The 25,033-nt window shown below is 71.8% G+C and carries 23 protein-coding genes; 9 read left to right on the forward strand and 14 right to left on the reverse strand.

Going from position 1 to position 25,033, the window contains the following annotated elements; all coding sequences use genetic code 11:
- Positions 1-87: 87 nt before the first annotated feature.
- Genes IEY79_RS11215 through IEY79_RS11225 form a run of 3 tightly spaced genes read right to left on the reverse strand, consistent with a single transcriptional unit; the run spans position 88 to position 2,481 of the window.
- Positions 88-747: a response regulator transcription factor gene (locus IEY79_RS11215; protein WP_189107254.1), complete on the reverse strand. Its 660-nt coding sequence runs from the start codon at positions 745-747 to the stop codon at positions 88-90.
- The gene (locus IEY79_RS11220) at positions 744-2,186 is read right to left on the reverse strand and encodes a sensor histidine kinase (protein WP_189107255.1); all 1,443 of its coding nucleotides are present in this window, start codon (positions 2,184-2,186) and stop codon (positions 744-746) included. Before IEY79_RS11220 ends, IEY79_RS11215 begins: the two co-directional genes overlap by 4 nt.
- Positions 2,158-2,481 carry a small hydrophilic protein gene (locus tag IEY79_RS11225; RefSeq protein ID WP_189107256.1) on the reverse strand — a complete coding sequence of 108 codons (324 nt, stop codon included), beginning with the start codon at positions 2,479-2,481 and terminating at the stop codon, positions 2,158-2,160. The genes IEY79_RS11220 and IEY79_RS11225 overlap by 29 nt, the downstream gene beginning before the upstream one ends.
- Positions 2,482-2,682: 201 nt before the next feature.
- On the opposite strand from IEY79_RS11225, the gene IEY79_RS11230 reads away from it, so the two are divergent.
- Both IEY79_RS11230 and IEY79_RS11235 read left to right on the forward strand, forming a co-directional pair.
- Positions 2,683-2,979 carry a CDGSH iron-sulfur domain-containing protein gene (locus IEY79_RS11230; protein WP_268240588.1) on the forward strand — a complete coding sequence of 99 codons (297 nt, stop codon included), beginning with the start codon at positions 2,683-2,685 and terminating at the stop codon, positions 2,977-2,979.
- Positions 2,963-3,985: an iron-containing redox enzyme family protein gene (locus IEY79_RS11235; RefSeq protein WP_189107257.1), complete on the forward strand. Its 1,023-nt coding sequence runs from the start codon at positions 2,963-2,965 to the stop codon at positions 3,983-3,985. Before IEY79_RS11230 ends, IEY79_RS11235 begins: the two co-directional genes overlap by 17 nt.
- A gap of 14 nt (positions 3,986-3,999) precedes the next feature.
- Here IEY79_RS11235 and IEY79_RS11240 read toward each other — a convergent pair whose 3' ends face one another.
- On the reverse strand, positions 4,000-5,076 hold the full coding sequence (locus IEY79_RS11240; protein ID WP_189107258.1) for an LLM class flavin-dependent oxidoreductase: 1,077 nt from the start codon (positions 5,074-5,076) through the stop codon (positions 4,000-4,002).
- 266 nt (positions 5,077-5,342) lie between these two features.
- Entirely contained in the window at positions 5,343-5,609 is a 267-nt protein-coding gene (locus IEY79_RS38370) for a putative leader peptide (protein ID WP_373292519.1), read from the reverse strand.
- Here IEY79_RS38370 and IEY79_RS11245 point away from each other — a divergent pair.
- The 3 genes from IEY79_RS11245 (at position 5,599) to IEY79_RS38010 (ending at position 9,268) form a co-directional block, all read left to right on the forward strand.
- Positions 5,599-7,410, forward strand: a complete 1,812-nt coding sequence (locus tag IEY79_RS11245; RefSeq protein ID WP_189107485.1) for a serine/threonine-protein kinase — start codon at positions 5,599-5,601, stop codon at positions 7,408-7,410. The two genes, IEY79_RS38370 and IEY79_RS11245, sit on opposite strands and share 11 nt — an antisense overlap.
- Positions 7,411-7,588: 178 nt before the next feature.
- Positions 7,589-8,320, forward strand: a complete 732-nt coding sequence (locus tag IEY79_RS11250; RefSeq protein ID WP_189107259.1) for a YoaK family protein — start codon at positions 7,589-7,591, stop codon at positions 8,318-8,320.
- Positions 8,321-8,527: 207 nt separating this feature from the next.
- The gene (locus IEY79_RS38010; protein WP_189107260.1) at positions 8,528-9,268 is read left to right on the forward strand and encodes a PH domain-containing protein; all 741 of its coding nucleotides are present in this window, start codon (positions 8,528-8,530) and stop codon (positions 9,266-9,268) included.
- A gap of 51 nt (positions 9,269-9,319) precedes the next feature.
- Here IEY79_RS38010 and IEY79_RS11260 read toward each other — a convergent pair whose 3' ends face one another.
- On the reverse strand, positions 9,320-10,777 hold the full coding sequence (locus tag IEY79_RS11260; protein WP_189107261.1) for an MFS transporter: 1,458 nt from the start codon (positions 10,775-10,777) through the stop codon (positions 9,320-9,322).
- A gap of 169 nt (positions 10,778-10,946) precedes the next feature.
- On the opposite strand from IEY79_RS11260, the gene IEY79_RS11265 reads away from it, so the two are divergent.
- From IEY79_RS11265 to IEY79_RS11275, 3 genes are all read left to right on the forward strand, one after another.
- Positions 10,947-11,402, forward strand: a complete 456-nt coding sequence (locus IEY79_RS11265) for a MarR family winged helix-turn-helix transcriptional regulator (RefSeq protein ID WP_189107262.1) — start codon at positions 10,947-10,949, stop codon at positions 11,400-11,402.
- 284 nt (positions 11,403-11,686) lie between these two features.
- Complete coding sequence (locus IEY79_RS11270) at positions 11,687-12,067, forward strand: DUF2255 family protein (protein WP_189107263.1); 381 nt, start codon at positions 11,687-11,689, stop codon at positions 12,065-12,067.
- An 83-nt stretch (positions 12,068-12,150) separates the two neighbouring features.
- Positions 12,151-12,816 carry an SDR family NAD(P)-dependent oxidoreductase gene (locus tag IEY79_RS11275; protein WP_189107264.1) on the forward strand — a complete coding sequence of 222 codons (666 nt, stop codon included), beginning with the start codon at positions 12,151-12,153 and terminating at the stop codon, positions 12,814-12,816.
- A 48-nt stretch (positions 12,817-12,864) separates the two neighbouring features.
- On the opposite strand, the gene IEY79_RS11280 is transcribed toward IEY79_RS11275, so the two are convergent.
- Complete coding sequence (locus IEY79_RS11280; protein ID WP_189107265.1) at positions 12,865-13,545, reverse strand: SDR family oxidoreductase; 681 nt, start codon at positions 13,543-13,545, stop codon at positions 12,865-12,867.
- Positions 13,546-13,679: 134 nt separating this feature from the next.
- Between IEY79_RS11280 and IEY79_RS11285 the strand changes: the two genes are divergently transcribed.
- Entirely contained in the window at positions 13,680-14,243 is a 564-nt protein-coding gene (locus tag IEY79_RS11285; RefSeq protein ID WP_189107266.1) for a TetR/AcrR family transcriptional regulator, read from the forward strand.
- A 78-nt stretch (positions 14,244-14,321) separates the two neighbouring features.
- Here the strand turns inward: IEY79_RS11285 and IEY79_RS11290 are convergent, their stop codons facing one another.
- The 7 genes from IEY79_RS11290 to IEY79_RS11320 form a co-directional block, all read right to left on the reverse strand.
- Entirely contained in the window at positions 14,322-16,445 is a 2,124-nt protein-coding gene (locus IEY79_RS11290) for a golvesin C-terminal-like domain-containing protein (protein WP_189107267.1), read from the reverse strand.
- Positions 16,446-16,659: 214 nt separating this feature from the next.
- The gene (locus tag IEY79_RS11295; RefSeq protein WP_189107268.1) at positions 16,660-17,667 is read right to left on the reverse strand and encodes a dihydrodipicolinate synthase family protein; all 1,008 of its coding nucleotides are present in this window, start codon (positions 17,665-17,667) and stop codon (positions 16,660-16,662) included.
- Positions 17,667-19,280 carry an FAD-dependent oxidoreductase gene (locus IEY79_RS11300; protein ID WP_189107269.1) on the reverse strand — a complete coding sequence of 538 codons (1,614 nt, stop codon included), beginning with the start codon at positions 19,278-19,280 and terminating at the stop codon, positions 17,667-17,669. The genes IEY79_RS11295 and IEY79_RS11300 overlap by 1 nt, the downstream gene beginning before the upstream one ends.
- Positions 19,277-21,565, reverse strand: coding sequence for an amylo-alpha-1,6-glucosidase (locus IEY79_RS11305; protein WP_189107270.1), 2,289 nt, complete (start codon positions 21,563-21,565; stop codon positions 19,277-19,279). Before IEY79_RS11305 ends, IEY79_RS11300 begins: the two co-directional genes overlap by 4 nt.
- Positions 21,562-22,443 (reverse strand): ATP-binding cassette domain-containing protein, encoded by an 882-nt coding sequence (locus tag IEY79_RS11310; protein ID WP_229700805.1) that lies wholly within the window; start codon positions 22,441-22,443, stop codon positions 21,562-21,564. Before IEY79_RS11310 ends, IEY79_RS11305 begins: the two co-directional genes overlap by 4 nt.
- A complete protein-coding gene (locus IEY79_RS11315) occupies positions 22,440-23,471 on the reverse strand; it encodes an ABC transporter ATP-binding protein (protein ID WP_229700806.1) in 1,032 nt (343 codons plus the stop codon). The genes IEY79_RS11310 and IEY79_RS11315 overlap by 4 nt, the downstream gene beginning before the upstream one ends.
- A complete protein-coding gene (locus tag IEY79_RS11320; protein ID WP_189107271.1) occupies positions 23,468-25,012 on the reverse strand; it encodes an ABC transporter substrate-binding protein in 1,545 nt (514 codons plus the stop codon). Before IEY79_RS11320 ends, IEY79_RS11315 begins: the two co-directional genes overlap by 4 nt.
- Positions 25,013-25,033: the final 21 nt, after the last annotated feature.

Raw genomic sequence — 25,033 nt, forward strand, 5'->3', positions numbered from 1 at the left:
CTTGGGTGAAGGCCGCTTCATGTGCGTGGCGGTCCCGTCGGCCCGGGCCCCGCGCACGTGTACGCGGTCCTCCGCCGTCCTTCGCGCTCACGGCATGCGGTAGCCCATGCCCCGTATCGTCTCCAGCCGCTCCGCCCCCAACTTCCGCCGCAGCGCCCGCACATAAACGTCCACGATGTTGGAGCCGGGGTCGAAGTCGTAGCCCCACACATGGGAGAGGATCTGCTCGCGTGACAGCACCTGACCGGGGTGGCGCAGGAACATCTCCAGCAGCACGAACTCACGCGCCGTCAGATCCACGGTCCGCTCGCCGGCCCGTGCGCGCCGCGTCCTCAGGTCGAGACTGAGGCTGCCGCTGCGCAGCATGGTGACCTCCGGCGCGCGCGCCGCCGTACGCAGCCGGAGCCGGACCCTCGCCAGCAGTTCCTCGAAGCGGAAGGGCTTGGTCATCCAGTCGTCGGCGCCGCCTTCGAGTCCCGCCACGGTGTCGCGTACGGAGTCCCTGGCCGTCAGCACGATGACGGGCAGCGTGACGCGTGCCTCGCGCATCTCCCGCAGGACGGTGAATCCGTCCCGCCCCGGCAGGCCGATGTCGAGCAGCACCAGGTCGAATCCGCCGGACACGGCGTGGTGCAGCGCGGAGTCGCCGTCGTCGGCGACGGCGGTGGTGAAGCCGTTGGCCCGGAGCCCCTTCTCCACGAAGGAGGCGATCCGTTCCTCGTCCTCGGCGATGAGAATGCGATTCATGAGCCCGTCTCCAGGATGAGTACGAAGGTGGCGCCGCCGCCGTCGGTACGGCGCAGCTCGACCCGGCCGTGGTGGCCTTCCGCGATCGCCTTGACGATGGCCAGTCCGAGTCCGGCGCCACTGGTGCGGGTGCCCCGGCGGGCGGTACCGCGCCGGAATCGCTCGAAGATGACCTCGGCGTCCTGGGGCGGAATGCCGGGGCCGTTGTCGGCGACGTACAGCTCGATCCGCTCGCCGTCCGCCCGTGAGCCGATCCGTATGCGCTGGCCGGGCACGGTGTGCTGGACGGCGTTCTGCGCGAGCTGGACCATGGCCTGGGTGATCCGCTGCGGATCGAGGGATGCCTCGCGGTCGGCGACTCCGTCGAGCAGCCACTCCCGCTCGCCGAGCGTCCGCGCCTTGACGAAGACGTCCGCCGTCAGCTCCGCGAGCTGGACCGGCTCCGGGCGGACGAAGTCGGGCCGCTCGGCCCGGGCGAGCAGCAGCAGGTCCTCGACGATGCGGCTCATCCGGTCGAGTTCGTCCGTGACGAGACGTATCGTCTCTTCCCGGTCCGCGGGATCGTCGCCCATCAGCTCCAGATGCCCGCGCACGATGGTGATGGGAGTACGGAGCTCGTGCCCGGCGTCGTCCACGAAGACCCGTTGCGCGGCGAACGCCTGCTCAAGCCGGTCGAGCATTCCGTTGAACGTCTCCGCGAGCGCCGCGATGTCGTCACGTCCCTCGACGGGGATACGGCGTGTGAGATCCCGCTCGGTCAGCTCGGCGGCGGTCTTCCGTACGACCCGGACGGGGGCGAGGATATGGCCGGCGACGGCCCAGCCGATGCCGCTCACCAGGATCAGCGCCATGCCCGACAGGGCCAGCAGCGTCCAGAACGTCTTGTCGGCGACGGCCCGTTCGCGGTCCGCGTGGAGGGCGACCACGAAGGCTCCCGGCGGGGCGTCACCGAGGGGGCGGATGGTGACCTTGGCCCATCGCAGCTCCCCCTGTGCACGGTGCAGTGTGCCGGAGGAGTCCTTGGACGCCAGGATCCGGGAGAGCGCGACGTCGTCCCGCCACAGGGCCACATGGTCGGGGAAGTCACGGCGCTGCCGGATGACGTCGGGCCGGCTCGCGGAGGAGTGGGGCAGCCCCAGCAACTCCTCGTCCCTGTCCGCGTACTGCCGCCGCAGGAAGGTCTGGAGCAGCCTGCGGGTGTCGCCGAAACTCCGGCCGGTCTCCGGATCCACGCCCTGCTCCACGAAGTTGGCGAACTCGCCCGTCTCCTGCGACAGCAATCCGACCATGCGGTGTTCCACGTCCCGGTGGAGGATCGAGCGCACCGTGACGGCCACCGCCCCGAGGGCCACGGCCATCACCACCAGCAGCCACAGCAGGATCCGCACGCGGGCGGAGATCCTGGGAAGGTCAACCGTCATCACCGAAGTCGTCGTCATCGTCGTCACCGTCGCCGGCGGACGGCCCGGGCACGATGTCGTCGCCGGGTGAATCGTCCGGCGAACCGGTGGGTGGACCCGTGGGCGAGCCGGTGGGCGAAGGCCCTCCAGGTCCGGCGCCGCCCGGGTCGCTCGGCGTACCACTCGGGGTGCCGCTCGGCGTGTCGTCGAGCTGTACTCCGGGGGGCACCTTGGGCGCCTCAGGACCGTCGGTCATAGCGTAGCTGGTCGCGGCGATCCCCAGAGGGACGACGACGACGGCCGCCAGGGCGGCCAGACGAAGTGAGAAGGCCATGCCGCCCATCCTGGCGACCGGGACGTTCGCCGGCATGAAGCCGGGATGAGGATTTCTTCATGAAGGGCGGGCCCTCCACGGACCGGTCCTCGGGTGGTGCGTCCGCGTACTTGGGGGGAGCTTGGAAGGTGAGGGGGCTCGTGCCGCACGACGCACGGGCCGCCCGCGACGTGGCGGACAAGGAAAAGCTGGTGGTCAACCGTGCCGAACTCGTCTGGACACCCGCCCCCGCGCCCCCGCCGTGTCTCGGTCGACCGCGACGGGCCGGTCCTCATGGAGGGCCCGGTGGAGGCGGTCGACAGAGCCGGGAAGACATGCGTCTCGAACCGTTTCGTGGTCGCCCTCTGTGTCTGCCGCCGCAGCCGCTCCTACCCGTGGTGCGACACGAGCCATCGCCGCCGGGCGCGCGGCGAGGAGCGCTTGGACCCGGCGGACGGCCGCGGAGCGAGGAGCGGAGCCCAGGAGGAGGGAGGGCGCGACGGTGGCGACGTACCGTGAGTCACGCGCGCTGAGCCCGCCGCTGCCAGAGGCGCGGGGCGTGGTCTCGGCCTCCGTGTGTACGGCACTGGGCGAAGGAAGGGCCGTCGCGATCACGCCGGAGACGGTGGCGGCGGCGGACCCCTTCGGTGACGATCTGCAACTGGCTCTCCACGTCCTGTACGAGCTGCACTACCAGGGGTTCGACGGGGTCGACGACCGGCGGGAGTGGGACCCGGAGCTGCTGCGTCTGCGCCACCACCTGGAGGACCGGTTCCTCGGCGCCGTACGGGAGGCCGCACCCGGCGGCGAGGGCGACACCGTGGACGAGGCCCTGGCCGGGCTGCTCGTCGAGCCCAGGGGCCACGACCCCACGAGCATGACCCACTTCCTTCAGCGCGAAGGCACCCGTGAGCAGTTGCGCGAGTACGCGGCGCTGCGCTCGCCGTACCACCTCAAGGAAGCCGACCCGCACGCCTGGGTTCTCCCCCGGCTGCACGGCAGGGCGAAGGCGGGCATGGTGGCCGTCGAGTTCGACGAGTTCGGCGCCGGCCACCCCGAGTCCATCCACGCACGGCTCTTCGCCGATCTCATGGCGGATCTGGATCTGGACATCCGCTACGGCCACTACGTGGACGCGACCCCCGCCGAGGCCCTGGCCTCCGTCAACCTGATGTCCACGCTCGGGCTGCACCGGGCGCGCCGGGGCGCCCTCGTGGGCCATTTCGCCGTGGTGGAGGTGACCTCTTCCCCGGGGTCCCGGCGGTTGGCGCAGGCCATGCGCCGGACCGGCGCGGGGCCCGCCGCCGAGCACTTCTACGACGAACATGTGGAGGCCGACGCCGTCCACGAACAGGTCGTGCGGCGCGAGGTCGTCGCGGGGCTGCTGGCCGACGAGCCGCACTTGGAGCCCGATGTCGCTTTCGGCGTCCGGGCCACCGTGCTCGTGGAGGACCGGCTGGCGGCCCGCTTGCTGAACGCGTGGCGCGCCGGCCGGAGCGCCCTGCGGCGCCCGCTGCCCCCCTGAGACGGGGGCCGCCCTCACGCCACCGGGTGGCGTTCCCGCAGCCGGCTCAGCAGTTGGTCTCCGATACGGGCCACCTCCGGCCGGTACGGGGTGTCCGAGAGGATGAAGTGCGTGATGCCGAGTTCTCCGTACTTCCGCAACGCGGCGGCCACATCGTCAGGGGAGCCGACCAGCCAGGTGGTCCCGGCGCCGCCGCCCCCGACCCGCCCCGGAGCCGTGTAGAGGCACGAGTCCAGAACGTCTCCGCGCTCGGCGAGGTCGTAGAGCCGCTGCTGGCCGACGGCCCGACGCCGCCCCTTGTCGATCGTCGTGTCACGGACACCGGCCAGCTGGGCCACCTTGGCCTCGGCGTCGCGCCAGGCCTCCTCGGTCGTGTCCCGGACCAGCGTCGTGATGCGCAGTCCGAACTCCAGCGGCGCGTGGGTACGGCCGAGGTCCTCGCTCAGCTTCCTGAGACGGCCGATGCGCTCGGCCACGCCGTCGAGGGGTTCTCCCCAGAAGAGCTGGACGTCCGCCTCGGTGGCCGAGACCGCCTCGGCCGCGGCTGAGGCGCCGCCGAAGTAGAGCCTGGGGGTGCGGCCGTGCTCGGCGCCGTACGGGCGGGGGCTCGCGGTGGAGCCCTCCACGCCGAAGAACTCGCCGCGGAAGCTGACGTTCTCCTCCGTCCAGAGCCGGCGCACGAGTTGGAGGAATTCCCGTGTGCGGTCGTAGCGGCGGGCCGGGTCGCTCTCTCCGTCGCCGTACGCGCCCGCGTTGTCGAGGCCGCTGACGATGTTGACCAGCAGGCGTCCCCCGCTGAGCTGGTCGAGAGTGGCCGCGGCGCTCGCGAAGTGCGCGGGCTGCCAGTAGCCGGGGCGTATCGCCACCAGCGGTTTGAAGGTGGTGGTACGGGCCGCGAGCGCGGTCGCCACCGTGAAGGTGTCCGGCCTGCCCCATCCCGTACCGATGAGGGCTCCGCCCCAGCCGTGGTCCTCGGCGGCGCGGGCGATCTCGGTGGAGAAGCCGAGCGTGCCCCACCCGTCGGTGGTGTCGTCACCGCGGTGGCCGGGCTCGACCGTGTTGGGGATGTACCAGAGATATTCGTCGCTCATGTCAGTCCTCCGATTCACTGTCGAGCGGGCGGCCGTGCTCGATGCGTCCGCCGTGCTCGCCGTGCTCGCTCAGTGGGGAATCACGCGCGCCGCCGCGCCCGGGCGGCCCACGTCAGAGGGCAGCCCACGGCGAAGCACGGTGCGGTGAGAAGAGAAAGGGGCCACAGAAGAGGGGATACCGCCGCGGTGATGGGGGCCTTGCCGAGTGGACCCCGGGCGATTCGGATGCGCGCGCGGCGTTGAACGCGACTACGCGTCAGGTGGCACTAAAGACAGAGGGCACTGGCCGACCGCAGAAGGTCGACATGAATGCGCGTCACGAGCCTTACACCTGGATGCACGCTGCAACGGTAGGCGACGCGAAGGATCCTGGCAATGCGCGAACCCGCGGGACCGACACGGCCGGGAAAGCCCCGTTGTTGCAGGGTTGTTGCCGTACGTGGTGAGGACACCGATGGAAAGTCGATACGCTCCCGGTTGACTTCGGGGCATCGGCAGGAGCTGAACTGCCGTAAACAGGGGATGATCGCCATGACCAGTTCACCTTCGGCCAACCTTTTCAAACCGCTCGAACAGAGCGACCCGACCGTCGTCGGTGGCTATCGGCTCGCGGCCGTGCTCGGCACGGGCGGTATGGGCAAGGTGTATCTCTCCTACACGCCGGGCGGCCGGCCCATCGCCATCAAGGTGATCCGCCCCGAGTTCAGCGAGGACCCCGAGTTCCGGCGGCGCTTCCAGCGGGAGGTCCAGGCCGCGCAGCGGGTGCAGGGTCTGTACACCGCGCCGGTCATCGACTCCGACACCGAGGGCTCGCAGCCCTGGCTGGCCACCGCGTATGTGCCGGGTCCCTCGCTGGCCCACGCAGTGGCGCAGCACGGCGCGCTGCCGCTGCGGAGCGTGCTGCTGCTGTCCGTCGGGGTCGCCGAGGCCCTCCATGTCATCCACGGCGCGGGCATCGTCCACCGTGACCTCAAGCCCGCCAACGTGCTTCTCGCCTCCGACGGCCCCCGCGTGATCGATTTCGGTATCGCCCGCGCCGCGGAGACCACCGCGCTCACCGGCACCGGGGTCAGCGTGGGCACCCCGGCGTTCATGGCACCGGAACAGGCGGCGGCCGGTACGGTCGGGCCCGCCACCGACATCTTCGCCCTCGGCCAGATCGCCGCCTTCGCGGCGATCGGTTCACCGGCCTACGGTGAGGGGTCTTCGCACGCGGTGCTCTACCGGATCGTGCACGAGGATCCCGACCTCAGCCGGGTGCCCGCGGAGCTGCTACCCCTGGTGACCCGCTGTCTGACTCGCGACCCGGAAGCCCGGCCGAGCCTGACGGAGATCATCGAGCTCTGCCACGAGATCTCGCCCGAACCGCTGCGCCAGGGCGAGGACTGGCTGCCCCAGTCGGTCGCCGGATCGATCACGGAGCGGCTGCGGCTGCCCGAACCGGCCAAGACCCCGCCACCGCGGCCCACCGTCGCGCCGACGCCGACCCAGTTCTCGCCGCAGAATCCGGGACCGGGGCCGGTCAACCCCAACCCGTACGCGCCGACCGCGTTCTCCCCGTCCGCCGCGCCGACGCAGAACGCGCCGGGCGTTCCCGGTCCGGTGCCTCCGATGCCCGGCCACCCGATGCACCGCACGCCTCCGCCGGGCTACCACACCCCGCCTCCTGTGGTGCACGCTCCCTATGTGCCCCCGCAGCCGCCCAAGTCGAAGCGGACCGGGCTGATCGTCGCCGCGTCGGTCGTGGGCGCGATCGTCGTCCTGGCGGTCGTCGGGTCCCTGCTGCCGAACGGCTCGGAAGGCGACGACGAGTCGAAGTCGCCCGGCAACAGCTCCAGTGGAGCAGGCGGCGGCAGCGGTTCGGGCGGTGAGAGTACGGGCAGCGACGACGCGTCGGGCGGGGGGAAGAAGCGGCCCGACCCGAAACCGGCCTCGTACACGGGTCTCGACATGACGGAGAACTACCAGGTCATGCTCGGCGACAACCCGCCTCGCCCCGTCGACGGCGGCGACGCCTCCTACGGCGACGGAGACTTCTACTACGACGTCGACGGAGTGTTCGGGGACGCCTGGGTCGGTACCGCCAACGGCAAGCTCGTCCTGCTGAACAACTCGCAGAAGGGCTCCCTGGAGACGTGCCGCACGGAGACCCGCTACACCGAGAAGATCACCCTCGACCAGCTCGGCGACGGCTCGCAGATCTGCGTGCTCAGCGACGCGGGCCACATCGGTGTGGTGACGTACCGCGGCAAGTCCCGTGAGAACGACGCGAGTAACTACGTCACCATCGACCTCACGGTCTGGCGCAACGCGGAGGACCCCACGGAGAGCTGACGCGGCTTCAGGCCTGCGTCGGACGGCCCCGCGCCGACCGGCCCCTCGCCTTACGCACGCCGTAGGTGCGCCGGACGGGTGAGCGGGTCCGCGGGAGCGGCTCGGCGTGGTGCGGGCCAGGCCCTCGCACCGTATTGGTGGCCTCTTCGGGCAGCGGACGCGAAGGCGGTGTTACGGGGTGTCGACGACCGAACCGGTGCGTCCGGGCCGGGCCCAGTGGGGTGCGCTGATCCTTTTCGCAGGGGTCTCGGGGGTGGTGGACGTGCTGGCGTTCACCGTGCTGGGAGAGGTCTTCGCCGGTGTGATGACCGGAAACCTGGTGCTGCTGGGCCTGTCCCTGACGGGGACCGGCCACGAGGGCGGGCCGGCCGCGCCGCTGCTGGCGCTGGGCGGTTATGTGGCGGGGGTCGCGGCCGTGGCGCCGTTCGCCCGGCGCCGGCCGGAAGAGCCGGGGGCGCGCTGGCCGCGCGCGGTCGTGCGGTGTCTCGCCGTCGAGGTCGTACTCCTCGCGGGCGTCGCCGTCGGGTGGGGCGCGGCCGACGGGGCGCCCGCGCGGCCGTGGCTCGATGTCGTGCTCGTCGTGCTCGCCGCCGCCATGGGGATCCAGTCCGCGGCGCTGGCCGGAGCGGGGGCCGCGGGCGGACCCGGAACGTACTTCACCGGCACGCTCACCCAGGTGGTCGCGCACGCCGTCGGACGGCCGGGCGAACGCCGCGCGGATCTCGGTTCGGTGGCCCGGCTTCTCGCGCTCACCGGCGGCGCGGCCGCGGGGGCGCTCGTGTACGCGGCGTCCGCGCCCTGGGCGATGGTGGTCCCGCTGGTGCCCGCGGTGGCGGGGCTGGTGTGCGTGGCCGTCACCCCCCGCACGGACCGGACCGCCCCCACCACGCCTACGGCGGGCGGCACTTGACGCAGGCCGTGGTCCACGACGGCGTCAGCGCGGGGCGCCGCACTCCACCGCCGTACGTATGTACGTGCGGCGATACGGTACGTGCCGTGACGAGGACCACGCCCCCGGGACCGCTCGGGCGTGGCGACGGGCGGCGACCGTGAAGCTCCGGGGGAGGTCCGACAGCGACTCGCGCCGACCGCCGGGAAGTTGTGGTGGCATGGGCGGATGACGAATGCCCCCCCGACCGCTCCGGTCAAGAAGTACCGCCTGCCTGGCGTCCTACTGGCCTTCGGGACCCTGGTGTTCGGCGGGGGCGCGACGCAGCTCGTCCTCGCGCCCCTCCTCCTGGACGGGCTCCCGGTGCTGTTCGTCCTCAGCATGGCCGCCCTGCTCTCGCCGGTGCTCCTCGGGCTCGTCGGGGCGTGGCGGGGCCGGACGGTGGTGTACGAAGACCGGCTGGTGGCACGGCGGTTGTTCGGTACGCACCGGATCGCGTGGCGGGACGTGCTGGATCTCGGGCCGGAGAGGACCCCGGCGTCGTCCCGCACGATGGTCCTGACCGCGGACGGCCGGCTGATCCCGCTGCTCTTCGTCGGCGCGGAGCCGGCGGAGGTCGGCTTTCTGACCGGTCTGTGGGAGCGTGGCCGCGGCGACGGCTGGGCTCCGCCCACCGACCAGCTGGTGTGGCTAGCCGAGAACCGCCATCGGGCGCGTACGTCGGCGACGATCGCCGCGATCGGGTGGTACTTCGCCTCGATGCTGCTCCTCGCCGTCTCGGTGGCCGTGTACGGCACGCAGGCCACCAGTGACGAAGTGCCCCTGGTGTTCCAGGCGTTCGGCTTCGTACCGCCACTGGCGTCCCTCGCCGGTCACCGCTTCACGCTCCGCCGCCGTCTGAACGCGCTGGACGCGGTGGTCCAGGCACAGGCACCGGTACGGGGGCAGGCGTCGCCGGGCACGGCGTAGGTCCGTCGGAGGGAGCGGGCCCCGGGGCACCGCTCCCTCGCGCGGGCTCGCTCACGCCTGGACCGAGGACCTCTCCGGCTCGGAACTCGCGTGGGTCTTCTCCAGGCCGACGGAGGCGTTACGCACCGCGGGGATGACGGCCGCGATCGCGGCGGAGAGGAGTGCGACGCCGCAGCCGATCAGCAGGCCGGTGCGGAAGCCACTCTCGGAAGTGATGCTGAAGCCGCCGATGTCGGTCGTCATCTGGGACAGGACCATGCCGATGACCGCCGCGCCCACCGAGGTGCCGAGTGAGCGCATGAGCGCGTTGAAGCTGTTCGCGGCGGCCGTCTCGGAGAGCGGGACCGAACTCATGATGAGCGCGGGCATCGAGCCGTAGGCAAGGCCCACACCGCTGTTGATCACCATGATGGCCAGCATGATCCCCCAGGCCGACCCCATCAGCGCGAGCGACAGCCCGTAGCCCGCGGCGATGACCAGGACTCCGCTGAGGAGCGTGAGCTTCGGGCCCCGGGCGTTGGTCAGTTTGCCGCCGAGCGGGGAGACGATCATCATCATCACGCCGCCCGGGGCCATCCACAGGCCGGCGGCCAGCATCGACTGCCCGAGCCCGTAGCCGGTGGCCTCCGGGTACTGGAGCAGCTGCGGGATCACCAGCATGCTCGCGTACATCGCGAACCCGACGAAGATCGACGCGATGTTGGTGAGCAGGACCCGGGGACGGGCCGTGGTGCGCAGGTCGACCAGCGGGTCGCTCGTACGGAGTTCCCAGATGCCCCAGCCGACCAGGAAGACGACGGCGGCGGTGAACAGACCCAGCGTGGTACCCGAACCCCAGCCCCAGTCGGCCCCCTTGGAGATCGCGAGCAGCAGACTGACCAGACCGGCGCCGAGGGCGACCGCACCGACCGCGTCGAACCGCTGCCCCTTGGCGCCGGCCGGCACGGTCGGGATCAGGAACCAGATCAGCAGGGCGATGATCGTGGCGAGCACGGCGGAGCCCCAGAAGAGAACACGCCAGTTCGCGTACTGGGCGACCGCCGCGGCGATCGGCAGGCCGAGGCCGCCACCGATTCCCATGGAGGCGCTCACCAGCGCGATGGAGGAGCTCAGCTTCTCCGTGGGGACGACGTCACGCAGCAGGGCGATGCCCAGCGGCACCATGCCCATACCCATGCCCTGGAGCCCGCGTCCGATGATCATCGGAAGGACCGAGGACGAGAGCGCGCACACCACCGAACCCGCGATCAGCGGCACCGAGCAGACGAGAAGCATGCGGCGCTTGCCGATCAGGTCACCCAGGCGGCCGACGACCGGGACGCAGACGGCCGCCACGAGGAGGGTCGTCGTGATCACCCAAGTGGCGTTCGACGCGCTGGTGTTCAGGATCTTCGGGAGGTCGGCGATAAGAGGGGTGACCAGTGTCTGCATGATCGCGGCCGTGGTGCCGGCGAGTGCCAGCGTCGCGACCACACCGCCCGAGCGGAATCTGAGCTGTGGGGCGTCCATGAAAGGGGGCTCCTAGGGCTGTCTTATCCGAAAAGATCATGTGCATCATACATATCATGTGTATCGAGCACTTTACGTGCACGCTGCACAAAGATGAGAAGATGATGTCCGGGCCATGCGGGCGTGATGCGACAATGGCCCGGCAAGAGAGGCAGGAGGCGACACAGGCATGGTCGGGGCCACGCACGAGGTCGAGTACGAGCAGATGCTGCTCAGCCGCCACACGTTTCTGAACCAGATGGGCGGACGCCGCAAGGACGGCGTACTGGAGCGCAGCGCCTACATCCTGCTCAGCCGCATTCGCCTCCAGGGCCCGATGTCGATCGGCGAACTCAGCGACGCCTTCGGACTCGACGCCTCCACCCTGAACCGGCAGACGGCCGCCGCGATGCGCGCGGGGTACGTGAAGCGCATCCCGGACCCCGACGGCGGCATGGCCCGCAAGTTCCGCATCACCGACGAGGGCGCGCGCGTCCTCGACGAGGAGCGGGAGGCCATCGTGCGGTCCCTGGACCGGGTCATGGCCGAGTGGCCGGAAGAGGACATCGCCGCGTTCGCCGCGTATCTGAAGCGCTTCAACACGGACATCGAGCGGCTCGGCGGAAGGCCCTGGCCGCGCCTCTGAGCGGTGCCCTGCATGTCCGCCCGACGGCCCGCGCCACTCGGGGCGGCCGGGTTTCATCCATATGGAGTAGCCGCGCCCGGGGCGGCGGGCACCGGCTGCCGGGCAGGCCAACGGCGCGGGGCCCAGTCGGGCGCGGCGGTCTCACGGAATCGGCCCAGCTCGTTGAGGTGCGCGTGATGGGTCATGGTCGCCAGGCTGGAACGGAGTACACCGTCATACCCGACCGAGTCGACCGAGCCGAACGGATCCGGCTCCGGGGACTCCGCCGACAAGGAGACCGCCCCATGGCCACCTGGACCAAGGACGAGCTGAACAAGATCGAACGCGCCGACGAACTGGAGATCGCTCCCCTCAGCGGCGACGACAACACACCGCGCCCGCCCACGACCATCTGGGTGGTCCGCGAGGGCGACGACCTGCACGTACGCGCCTTCAACGGACGCGAGGGCGTCTGGTTCCGCGCGGCCACCGCGCGGCACGCGGGCCACATCACCGCCGGCGGCGTGGACAAGGACGTCACCTTCGTGGAGGAGGACGACCCGGCGCTCAACGACCGGATCGACCGGGCCTACCGCAGCAAGTACGGCGGCTTCAGCGACAGCTACGTCGATCCGATGGTGGCCGACGGCGCCCGCGCCGCGACCCTCAAGCTCGTCCCCCGCTGAACACGCGGAGCTGAGGCCCGCCGCGCTCCGGCGGGCCACCGTCACGACTCCACCGTGCACCGCTCTCACGACAAGGACCCCCTATGACCACCATCGCCATCGTCGGAGCAGGCAGCGGTCTGGGCGGCGCCGTGGCGCGCCGCTTCGGGCGTGAGGGCTTCGACGTCGCGCTCGTCTCCCGTACCAAGGCGCACGTCGACGCCCTCGCCACCGAACTCGGCGGTGAAGGCGTGAACGCGCGCGGGTTCGCCGCCGACGTACGCGATCCGGCCGCTCTCTCCGCGGCCCTGGACGCGGCCGCCACGGACCTCGGTACGGTCGAGGTCCTCCAGTACAGCCCCATCCCCCACCGGGATTTCATGAAGCCGGTCCTGGAGACCGCCCCGGCGGACATCGAGGCCCCGCTGGCCTTCTCCGTGGTCGGTCCGATGACGGCCGTCCGCCAGGTCCTTCCCGGGATGCGCACCCTCGGCCGCGGCACGGTGCTGTTCATCAACGGCGGCACCGCCGTCCAGCCGCACCCCGATCGCGCGGGAACCTCCATCGCGTTCGCCGGCGAGAGCGCCTACGCGCAGATGCTCCACGACGCCCTCGCGCACGAGAACATCCACGCGACGCAGCTGATCATCCCGGGCGCGATCAGTCCGGGGCATCCACGCAAGGACCCGGCAGTGCTCGCCGACACGCTCTGGGGGATGCATCGGGACCGCGCGGAGTTCCGGCGCTACGCCGAACCCCTGGAGGCCTGATCCGTCCACCGTCCGGTGTGGTCGCGCCCGGGTGGGCGGGCCGGCCTGTCAGCCGGTCACCACACCCAGTCCCTGCTTGACCTGGCGGGTCAGCTCGTCGGCCAGGACCTCCGGGGTGCCCTTCTCCAGCGCCTCCAGGACCTGGGCGGCGACGGCCGCCGGGTCGGTCTTCCGGGAGGGGTCGACGTAATCGGCCATGTCGGTGTCCATGTAGCCCACGTGCAGGGCGGACACCTGGATACCGCGCGGTTCGAGCTCCTCGCGGACCGAGTTCGTCAGGGACCAGGCCGCAGCCTTGCCCGCGCTGTACGCGCCGTATCCGGCCGGGTGGACCCAGGACAGCACCGAGAGGACGTTGAGGATCGAGCCACCGCCGTTGCCCTCGATGACGGGCGCGAAGGCACGGGTCACCTGGAGGGTCCCGTAGAAGTGGGTGTCCATCTCCAGCCGGATCCGGTCGATCCCGCCCGACATGAGCGGCGTGTGGGTCGAGATACCCGCGTTGTTGACCAGGAGCGTGGCGTCGGGTGCGGCAGCGGCCGCGGCACGGACTGATTCCGGATCGGTGATGTCCAGACGCAGTGGTACGGCGCCGGGAAGGTCGACCGTCTCGGGGCGACGCGCTCCGGCGTACACCTTCGCGCCCCGCTCCAGCAGCTGCTCGGCGATCCGCCGGCCCAGCCCTCGGTTGGCGCCCGTGACGACCGCTACGGCGTTGTTCAGTTCCATGCCTGATCCCTTCATAGGTGCGCACGACCTCTTCAGGTCGCGCGCCAAGATTTAGATTACATGCATCATCTAAAAACGGAAGAAGGGAGGGCGTATGATAGATGTCATCGAACATTTATTCAGGGAGGTGGCTGATGGGCCGCGTATCGAAGGAGCAGGCGCAGGAGAACCGCCGCCGGATCGTCGGCACCGCCTCCCGTCTCTTCCGGGAACAGGGAACCGACGGTGTCAGCGTCGCCGACCTGATGAAGGCCGCCGGGCTCACCCACGGCGGCTTCTACAAGCACTTCGACTCCAAGGAAGCCCTGGTGGACGAGGCCACTGCCCGCGCGTTCGACGGCGCCGAGGAGCAGCGCGTCGCCTCGACGGGAGCACACGACGGCGATCCCGAGGCGGCCCTCCGCGAATTCGTCGACGACTACCTCTCCCCCGAGCACCGCGACGACATGGCGGGCGGCTGTCCCACGGCGGGTCTGGCCGTGGACATGGCGCGCGGCGCGGCGGGCAGCGCCGCGCGGTACACCTACACCGAAGGGGTACGGGCCTTCGCGCGGCAGATGGCCGGCGACGACGAGGCGGACGACGGCCTCGCGCGCCTCAGCACGATGGTCGGAGCGGTGATCCTGGCCCGCGCGGTCCACGGCGACCCGCTCTCCGACGCGCTCCTGGCGGCGGCACGGGCCGAGGTGTCGCGGTAACCGCTCCCCACGTCATCGGCGCGGTACGCCCTGGCCCCGTTCACGGGCGACCGGGGCCAGGGCGTCCCCCGCGCCGCTTCAGGACCGCGGGCCCAGCAGCCGGATCGCGTCGGCGGCCACCGTCCCGTCGGCGTCGTTGGCCAGCTCGACCGATGTGCCGAGACCGGCCCGCAGCGGGTACTCGCCGAGCGTGACCCATGAGCCGCCGCGCGGATCGGCGGCTCCCGCCACCCGCTGGTCGACCCGGACGGTGGCGGTTCCGTCCGCGTGGACAACGGTGTACGGGGCGTTGCCCGCGCGGCCCGCACCCGGCGGGTACGACGTCTGGATCTCGTACACGCCGTCCTGGGGCACGGCCGGGCGCCAGCGCACCATCCGTTCTCCCGAACCGGCGGGCGCCGTGCGGTAGTTGCCCGCCCAGAAGCCGGGGTCGGCCGTCGCCGTCGGCCAGCTTCCGGTGACGACCGCGAAGCCCAGCCGGTCGTTGTCCACGACGACCTCCGCGCGTACGTCGGCGGAGCCCGGCGCCTCGACCAGGCTGAGCGAGTCGAGGCCGAGCAGGGTCCCGCCGCCCCTGCCGGTACCCGTCACCGCGCACCGCACGGTGTGCCGCCCGGCGCGCAGCCGGGTGGTGCCGATACGGGCCAGGTCGAAGCCGTCCGCCGACTGCGCGGTGGTGTCGATCACGTGGGCGGGCAGGTTGGTGCCGTTCACGGTGACGGTGGCCAGTGCGCCGTCCGCCGACCGGTAGTGCCGCAGGAGCAGTTCGTACTCGCCGGTGCGCGGCACCCGGAAGGTGAACTCGACCGCGCCGCCCACCAGTTCGGGGGTCAGGACCAGACGCTCGCCACGCCGCGCGAGTGGATCGGCGACGGTACTCACGGCGCCGCCGGTGACCTTGCGGTCCGTGTCGGACAGGGCGATCACGGTCTCCCGGTGGCGGGGCCCGCGGCGCAGGCTGTCACGGCCACGGGTCAGCCAGTCGAGCGAGAACCGGCAGACGTTGACCCGGCGCGGGGCGCTCGCCAGATCACCGTCGCAGCCGTAGAGCAGCACGATGGTGCCGTCGGAGAGCCGGGCGAGATCCGAGTAGAAGGAACGATTCTCGTTGATGACCCGCCGGTACCGGTAGGAGATGCCCTCGTCGTAACTGACCGACACCGTCATGTTGTATCTGACGGGCGAGTCCGGGCGGCTGAACAGCACCCGGTCGGTGTCGCGGCTGCCTGGACCGCCGGTGTAGCGCAGCAGGCCGGCGTCCACCGCGTTGAACGAGCCGGTCCCGCCGTCGAACGCCGGCTGGGACCAGGTCGTACCGTCGTCCGAACTGACGGAGACGATGCGCTGTCCTTCGCCGCCCGCCGCGGCGCGGCCGTTCACGAGCACGGTGCCGTCGGAGCGCTGCACCATCCGCGCCTCGTTTATGGGGTACTTGACCTGTACGGGCACCTCGCCGGTCGCCCTCCAGGTGGCGCCGTGGTCGTCGCTGTAGATCGGCGCGACGCCGTAGTAGCGCTCGGCCACGGTGTTGCCGACGATCACCCTGCGGTGTGAGCAGTTGAGCAGCAGCCGGCCCGACCTGAGCTGGAGTCCGTGGCCGGGACCGGGGCCGTGCAGCGCCCAGTTGTAGGGAAATCCGTCGAACAGCCCGGCCAGGTTGCGCACTTCGCCCCAGGTTCTGCCGCTGTCCCGGCTGGAGATCACGTAGAGATCGCCGGAGTCGCCCGAGCAGGAGGTGTTCTGGGGCAGGCGGAGCGAGAGCATGTAGAAGAGGAAGACCTCCCGCGTCTCGCGGTCCACGACCAGCGCCGGGTTGCCCCAGGACTCGCCGTCGGCGGAGGTGACCAGTGAACGGCTCGCCTCCCACGTCCTGCCGCCGTCGGTGCTGCGGCGCAGCAGCAGATCGCGCGGCCCGGCGTCGCACACCTCGTGGCGGCCCTCGGTGACGGCGAGGACCGTGTCGTCGGGAAGGACCGCGAGCGCGTGGACGTGGTAGTTCACGAGCGGGCCGTCGACGGAGTCCCAGAGGGTCTGCTCGTGGAAGAAGGAGCCGTGCCGGCCGGGTGCGGACGGCAGGTCGGCGGCGTGTGCCGTGGATCCGGGTGCCGCGGGGCCGAACGCGGCGGTCGCCGAGACGCCGGCGACGCCCAGGGCGAACGATCTGCGGTTCATGGCGGTGCGCTTGGGTCCGGTGTCGGACATGGTGGGCCACCCCTTTCGGGGGTACGGAGGAGAGGGAGCCGGCGTGAGGCATTACGGTCCAGACCTGGACGTACTGAAGTGATCGGGGCCGCACTGGACTGATCGGTGACGTCCTGTCCTGGTCGGGGGCCTGTGGCTCCGATCAGGGACCTACCGGCCCGGCGGGGGCGTGCGGATCCGGCGCGGACCGGATCGGGCTCGCGCCCTCACGGGCTCAGGCGCGTATGAGGTGTGCGTCGAGAGGAGCGATCAGGTCGAGCAGCGCGCTCCGTTCCTGCTCGGAGCACGGCGTGAAGGGCGCCGCGACATGCGGCGGGCAGAGCCCTCGTGCGGCCAGGACCGCCTTCACGGCGGGCACCCCGGGCCGCACGGTGTGCAGCGCCAGCACCTGGTCGAGCAGTCGCTGCGCGCCCCGCGCGTCGTCGTCTCGTCCCTCGCTGTGGGCACGGAACAGCTCAACTGCCGCTCCGGGCGTCAGATTCGCCACTCCGGGGACCACACCGTCGGCACCGAGCCGCAGACCGTCGAGTGCCTGCCCCTCCGCGCCCTGACTGACCCCGAAGTCGTCGCGGCGGCGGGCCGCGGCGACGGCGTGGCCGAACAGCGCGAGGTCGCCCGAGCTGTCCTTGATGCCCACGAGGTGCGGGAGTTCCGTCACTTCGTCGAGCAGATGGGGCGTCAGCGGATTGCTGTAGCGGGGGGCGTTGTAGGCGACGACGGGAACGCCGAGGCCGCCCATGGACGCGTAGTGGGTGACGATCTCGTCGTGCCTGTGGTGGTAGTAGATCGGCGGGCTCAGCACCAGCGCGTCCGGCCCGGCGGGCAGGACGGCCTCCGCCCGCGCCAGCGCCTCGGCGGTGCCGGGGGCCGTGACATTCATCAACACCGGCCCGCCGTCGGTCAGTTCACGCCAGCGCTTGGCCACCCCCGTGGCGAAGTCGCCCAGTCGCGCCGTGGGCAGCAGCGGTCCCTCGCCGTTGCTGCCGAAGAGCATGAGGCTCCGGGCGCCCGCCGCCGCCAGCGCGCCAAGCAGGGCGTCGGCGGCCGGGGCCGACGGTCGTCCCCGCCGGTCCATCGGTGTGACCAGCGGGACCATGACACCGGCCAGCAGGGCGCGGCCGTCGGCCGGTCTCCTCTCGTCGCGGTCCGGTCCCGGCCGGCAGCCCTTCATGTCCCGGCGGCTCAGTCTCTTCCCCCCGGCGCCTCTGCTCCGACCGTCCATCAGTACCCCTTGACCTCGGGCCAGGCCAGTTCGACCCCGGCGCGCGTGAGTTCGTCCTGGAAGCGGCGCAGACACTCGCCGTCCTCGTACACCTGCTCGACATCGAGCCGGTTGTCGAGGCAGTACGCCGCGAGCGAGCCGGCCGCCTCGCCGATGTTCCACTCGACGGGGTGCAGCCGGTAACAGCCATTCGTGATGTGGGTGGTGCCGATGTTCTTGCAGACCGGCAGCAGGTTCCGCAGCCGCACGGGGAGCAGCGCGCCCAGCGGGATCTGGAAGGGGCTGCTGGCGACGTCGATGTACGTGTCGCCGCCCGTGGACGGGTGCAGGTCGATCCGGTACATCCCGATTCCGACGGAGTCCGGGTACCGCACGGCGCCGTGGTCGCCCCTGACGGTGAGGGAGAGATCCTGTTCGACGATCCGCCGCCGGGCGACGATGCGGCGTGACTCCCGGATGTACGGCGCCTTGGCCAGCCCGTCCGCCGTACCGAACACATCGCCGCGCAGCCGCAGGCCGGGCCAGCCGGTGCCGCCGTCGGGGCGCGGCGCCTCGGTCTGGAGCCAGTAGAGCATGCTCATGCTCAGCTCTCGGGCCCCGGCCAGATGCCGGTCCCGCTCCTTGTCGTCCACCCCGATCAGCGGTCCCGGGAGGTAGTCGATCATGGGCCAGTTGACGATGGTCACATCACTCGCGACGAAGCCGGGCGCGTAGAGCTTCCGGGAGACGACCCGGCGGAACTCCCACAGTTCCTTGTCGCCCGCGTCCTTGCTCTGGTCGGCGACGACCGGCCCCGAGTCGGCGTTCGGCGTGAAGCCGCGCGGCACGGTCTCCAGCGTCCTCGGGTCGGGTGCGCTCAGGCTCAGCAGCCGGTTCGGCCACTGCGGGGGGTGGTAGGCGGCCCAGCCGTCGTAGCCGGAGGGCCGGTCCACGGTGTGGTCCTCGCCCGCCAGATGGTCGACGGCGAACACCCAGGAGAACGCCTGCATGTTGGCCGGCTGTGCCTTGTCGGGCGCGCTCGGCTCCCCCGTGTCCCGCCGCGACTCGAAGCCCGTCACATGCTCGGCGCCGGTCAGCGGCAGCAGCTCACCCAGTTCCGTGGCGTCCAGCACGTACGGCGCCGACACCTCGACGCGCGTACCGTCCGGGCCTTCGACGACCACGGACCGTACCCGGTCGCCGTCCACGGAGGCTCCGACCGGCCGGTGCCCGTACAGGATCCGCAGCCGGCCGGCGGCCACGTACGGCGCGACCATGGCTTCCAGGACGGCGGCGGCGACCCTCGGCTCGTGGCACAGCGCGCTCACGCGCCCCTCGCCGGGGTTGAGATACCGGCGCCGTCTGGCCTCGTCGGTGAGCGGATACCACGTCCGGTAGTGGTCGCGGATCGCCTCGCGCAGCGCGCGGTAGGTGCGGGTGGCGCCGAACTGCTCGATCCAGGCGTGTTCGTCGGGCGGCACGCCCTGGCTGGTGAGCTGGCCGCCGATCCAGTCGGTCTCCTCGGTGAGCAGCACCGACCGCCCCCGGTCGAGGGCGGCGAGGGCGGCGGCCACTCCGCCGAGTCCCCCGCCGACGACGAGGATGTCCGTGGCCGCCGACGTCTCCGCGCTCATGTGCCGCTCCCCTCGCGTGCCTCGACCGTGCTGTCCGCGCCGTCGGCGGCGGTGGTGGCGTCGGCGGCGGTGGCCGGAGCCCCACGTTCGGCCGGCCCTCCGTCCGGGCCGAACGTGAAGCTCCGGGGTCCGCCCCGTAGGTCCACCGGCACGGGCGGGCCACCGCCCGGTGGGGTGACCAGCAGGTCGCCCGCGCCCTCGGCGGTCCCGGTGACCCGCTCGGTGGTCAGCCGGTATCGCCGTACGACGACGCCTGGCGCCATGTCCAGCAGGACCCGTCCGTCCAGGGCGACAGTGAGCCGGTCGGCCGCCCGTACGTCGAGGCGGCCCTCGCCGAGCGGCAGGTTCCGCAGCTCGGCCGGCTCGCCCGGGTGCGCGAACCGCCAGCCGTCGGGCCGCGCGTCCGCCAGTTCGCCGAAGGCCAGATACGCCAACAGACCTCCCCAGGCCATCAGTCCGTCCGAACGTTTCTGAAGACCCGTCAGATTCTCCCCGTCGACGGCCGGATAGTTCTCCCTGACATGGCCGTACTCACGCCATTCGTCGAGAAACAGCCGCAGCAGGGCCGCCACCACCGGCCGGCTCAGCTCGGTCAACTCGTAGCGCCGCAGCCCCCGCACGGCGAGATACGCCATCGGTGCCCAGATCCGGCCGCGCCAGTAGGTCGCCGCGAAACCGGGGTCGTTCCGGGCCACGCTCGGCAGCGGCCGTACGCCGCCCAGGGCCTCGGGGCGCAGCAGTTCGGCGGCCACGTCCGCCGCACGGCCGGCCCCCGGCAGCCCGCCGAGCAGCGCGTACAGCATCGTCGGGGAGACGTGCGGATCGTGCGCACCCGCGGCGGTGAGATTGCGGTAACCGCCCCGCCCACCGTCCCACAGCAGCCGGTCCGCGACCTCCTTCGCCCCTTCCGCCTCGGCGCGCAGCCGGCCGGCCGTCGCGTGCTCGCCCAGGATGTCGGCGATCTCCGCCAGCGCCTCGGCGTCGGCGATGTGCAGCGCGTTCAGCCCCACGTCTGCGAGGTCCATGGTGTGGGTGGCCGGGTCGTACAGCGACTCGTCGTACATCGGCGAATCGTCCAGGCCCGACTCCCGTTTGGCCCGGTCGAGGGTCGCCGACGCGGGGTCGCCCGCGATGGGGTCGGAGCCCCACGCCAGCAGCCCGTGCGGCCCCCGGCGGGCGCGCGGCCACCAGTCGTGCCAGGCCAGCAGCGCCGGAAAGGTGTCTTCGAGCAGCGCGGTGTCGCGCGTCCCGGGGGACAGGCCGCCCGCGAGGTACGCCTGATACACCGTCAGCGCGCCGACCGGCGGCTGCGAACGGTCGTCGGTGCGGCCCCCGTCGTCCGAGACCCGGTTGGGGATCATGCCGGCCTCGTCCGCGTACGGAAGGATCTGCCCGAACACCCCGCGCGCGTAGTCGCGGTCGACGGCGGAGGCGGCGAGGCCGGTGAAGAACGTGTCCCAGGCGTGCAGGGCCCAGGTGCCGTAGAAGCCCTTCCGCTCGGCGCAGACGAAGTCGCGTGAGGTCGGGGTGAGGACGCGGTCGATGTCGGGGGCGTGGACGGTGTTCCAGGTGACGGCCCTGGTCAGTGCGGAGGCGGCGTCGCCGAGCCAGCCGCCGGAACGCAGCCGCGTGCGGTCGGCGGCGGTACGGCGCGCCGCGAGGACTCCGCCGGTCTCCGCCACCGAGCCCGGCGCGCCCTCCGGCGCGACCCGCAGGTCCACGGTGGCCGGTTCGGCGGTGTCCTGTGTCTCCTCGGTCTCGTCCCCGGCCGGGGGGTCGAACGCCAGCACCAGCGCGTGCGCCGGGCCCTCGATCCTGCGGGCCGGCGACGAGGCGGTGAGCGTCCAACGGAGGCCGCCCGCGAGGACGGTGGCGACCCGGAAGGTGCCGTTCGGCGCGGCCCCGCCCGGATCAGGCCGGCCCGTACGGTCGTCGACGCCGTCCAGCCCCTCGACGGACAGCACGACGGTGCCCGTGCTCACAGCGCGTGCGTGCAGGACCTCGCCGGGTCCGCCCGCGAACACCAGCCGCAGCCGGTGGCCCGCCGCGCGTACCGTCACCTCGGCGAAGGTGCCGTCCACGGTGTGGTGCCCCAGCCGCTCAAGCCCGTCGCGCCAGGTGAAGCCGTCGAGTACGGGGCCTTCGGCGCCGAGTACGCCCAACCGCACCCGTGGTCCGGACGGCAGCAGGCTCATCCCGGTGTGGGTGCGGACGTCCCAGGTGTTCCAGCCGGTCGCCGCCGGAGTCACGCCGGCACGCTTCTCACTCGTACGACCCTCGCTCATACGACCGCCTCGTCGTCGGCGGTGCCGTCGCCCGGCACCGAGTCGTCCAGGTCCAGGGCCGCGTCCAGCAGCGCCCGGGTGTACGGGTCACGCGGCGCGGTCAGCACCTCGCCGGTCGGTCCCTCCTCCACGATCACGCCCCGGCGCATCACCGCGACGCGGTCGGCGATCTGGTGGACCACCCCCAGGTCGTGGGAGATGAACAGCATCGCGAGCCGGTGTCTGGCGCGCAGATCGACCAGCAGCCGAAGGATCTGGGCCTGGACCGACACGTCCAGCGCCGACACCGCCTCGTCGCACACCAGCAGCCGGGGCCGTACCGCCAGCGCTCTGGCGATGCTCACCCGCTGGCACTGACCGCCCGACAGGTCCCCCGCCCGCCGCGACGCCACTTCCGGGTCGAGCCCCATGTCCGCGAGGAGCCGGTGCAGTGCCTCGGTACGGTCGCCCTCGGGCGCGGTGACCGGATGGGTGCTCCAGACCTCGGCGATGACCGAGGCGACGGTCATACGCGGATTCAGCGACGAACGCGGATCCTGGAACACCATCTGCACCGCGCGCCGCATCTCCGGCGGTCTTCGTCCCGCGCGGCCAAGGGGCCGGCCGTCGAAGGTGAGCGTCCCGGCGCCGGGCCCGAGCAGACCCGCCACGCACCGGGCGACGGTCGTCTTGCCGGAGCCCGACTCGCCGACCAGTCCGAGTGTCTCCTCGGGTGCCACCGACAGGCTCACACCGTCCACGGCGAGCTGCCCGCCCCCGCGGCCCCATCCCCGCCCGCCGTAACGGACGCGCAGACCGCGCACGTCGAGCAGCGCGCGCTCCGGTGGAACCGCGCGCTCCTCCCCGAGGAGCTCGCCCTCCCGCTCTCTCGCGCTCACGGTCCCAGCACCTCCTGCGCGAAGTGGCAGGCGCTCCAGCGCCCCGGCGCCACCTCCCGTACCGCGGGCACCTCACCGCGGCACCGGGCACGGGCCAGCGGGCAGCGCGGATGGAACGCGCAGCCGGCCGGCCGGTTCGCGGGTGTCGCCGGGGCGCCCGGCAGCGGATCGGCCAGCGCCGTACGGGTCCTGACGGCGGGCACACTGCGTACCAGGGCGGCGGTGTACGGGTGGGCGGGCCGGCGCAGTACGTCGCGGGCGGGCCCGCGCTCGCAGACCCGGCCCGCGTACATCACCACGACCCGTTCGGCGACGTGCGACACGACCCGCAGGTCGTGGCTGACCAGCAGCATCGACAAACCTTCCGTCTCCTGGATGTCGGCGAGCAGCCGCAGGATCCGGGACTGCACGGTGACATCGAGCGCCGTCGTCGGCTCGTCGGCGAGCAGCAGCGAGGGCTTCCCGGCCAACGCCACAGCGATCATGGCGCGTTGGCGCAGGCCGCCGGAGAGTTCGTGCGGGTAGGCGCGCATCCGCCGCTTCGGCTCGGGTACACCCGCCCGGTCGAGGAGTTCGACGACCCTGCGGCTCACCTCGGCGCGCGGCAGCCGGTCCCGGCGCGGGATCTCGCCGACCTGGCGGCCGATCCGCTGGGTCGGGTTGAGCGCGGCCAGCGGGTCCTGGAAGATCATCGCGATCTCCCGGCCTCGTACGGCACGTCGCCGCGGCGGATCGGCGGCGATCAGGTCCTCGCCGTGCCACAGCAGCCGGCCCGACAGGGTGGCGCCCTCGGGCGGCAGGCCCAGGATCGCCTGGGCGGTCATCGTCTTTCCGCTGCCCGACTCGCCGATCAGCCCGACCGTCGTGGCACGTGGCACGTCGAAGGACACGCCGTCCACCACCCGCACCCGGGTACCGCGCGGGCCGGGCAGGTCCACCACGAGGCCGTCGATCCGCAGGGGCGGTCCGTCGGTCGCGGGCGACGGTTTCGTGAGGCCGTGTTCGCGGGCGGTTCCGGCGGGGATCACGAGCCGCCCTTCCGTACGCCGGCGAAGTCCGGCAGGCCGCTGGCGTCGGGGACGAAGCCCTTGAGGTCGTTGTTCCAGGCGTACGCGATGCTCACCGACATCGGGTACATCCCGACGGCGTCCCGCCAGATGATCGCGCTCGCCCGGCCGTAGAGGCCGGTGCGCTCCTCCTTGTCGGCCGTGGCTCCCGCCGCCGCCAGCAGACCGTCCAGCTCCTTGTTGCAGTAGCCGTTCCGGTTGGCCTCGCAGGTGTAGAGGCGGCCGAGGTTGCTGGCCGCGTCGTAGCTGGGGGTGGCCAGCTGCTGGAAGTTGATGTCCCACTTGAGGGCGATCAGGTCCTCGGTGAAGGTGGCCTGCTCCTTCTCCAGCGGCTCCGCAAGTACGCCGATCTTCCGGAGGTCCGAGACGACGGCCTGGATGAAGGGCCGGAACTCGGCGTTGGCGAACTGCAGCCGGAGCTTCTTCGAGTAGTCGAAGCCCGCGTCGGTGAGGGCCGCCTTGGCGGCTGCCGCGTCGTGCGCCACGGGCGGCTGCGGCACATGGCCGAGGACGACGCCCGTCACGGGCGCGTCGGCCGGCTTGCCGGTCTCGGGGTAGAGCTCGCTGATGATCGTCTTGAAGTCGACCGCCTGCCAGATCGCCCGGCGTACCTTCGCGTCCTTGAGGGCGGGCGTCGAGGAGTTGAACCACATGGTGAACTCGGCGCTGCTCGGCACCGTCCGCACCGTCAGGTCCTTCTCGCGCTCCAGCGAGGCCAGTTGGTCGTCCGGGATGCCCCAGACGATGTCCACCTCGCCCGTGCGCAGGGCCGTCATGCGCGCCGACAGCTCCGGGATGTTCCGTACGGTGACCCGGCTCGGCGCCGGCTTCTCGCCCCGGTACTCCTTGTTGGGCACCAGCACCAGCGACTCGCCCGGGGTGAATCCGTCGACGGTGAACGGCCCTGAGCCGACGGGGTCGTTGAAGAAGGCGGTGTCGTCCTTGCCGACGTCCGACGGGACGACGTAGAAGGTGCCGAGCTTCCCGGGCACTGACGCGTCGGGCGCCGGGCTGCTGAGCACCACTTCGGTGGCCGAGGTCCTCTTCATCGTGGAGCCCGTGAAGTTGCCCGCGTTGGGGCCGTTCAGGCTGATCATCCGCTGGAAGGATGCGAGCACGTCGTCGGCGTCGAGCGGGGAGCCGTCGGAGAACCTCACCCCGTCGCGCAGCGTGAACGTCCAGGCCGTGACGTCCCCGTTGGGCTTCCAGGAGGTGGCGAGGTCGCCCTTGAGGGTGCCGTCCGGGTCGGGTTTCACGAGTCTGCTGAAGATCTCCTGCCCGGCCAACTGCGTTCCGGTGGAGGCGCCCTGGGCACCGTGCGGGTCCAGGCTCTCGATCGGGTAGGTGCCCGCGGCCGTCACGTCGCCCGAGCCTCCGGTGCCGCCGCCGTTGTCGTCGTCGCCCGATGTCGTCGAACAGGCGGCGAGGAGCGCCGCGGTCGCCGTGGCGGTGGCGGCGAGCCGGAGCAGCCGGCTCCTGCCGTACTCACGCGTCTTGGTCATGGTGGTGCTCCTGTCTGCGAA

This window comes from Streptomyces camponoticapitis (assembly GCF_014646115.1).
GTDB classification, from domain to species: Bacteria; Actinomycetota; Actinomycetes; order Streptomycetales; family Streptomycetaceae; genus Streptomyces; species Streptomyces camponoticapitis.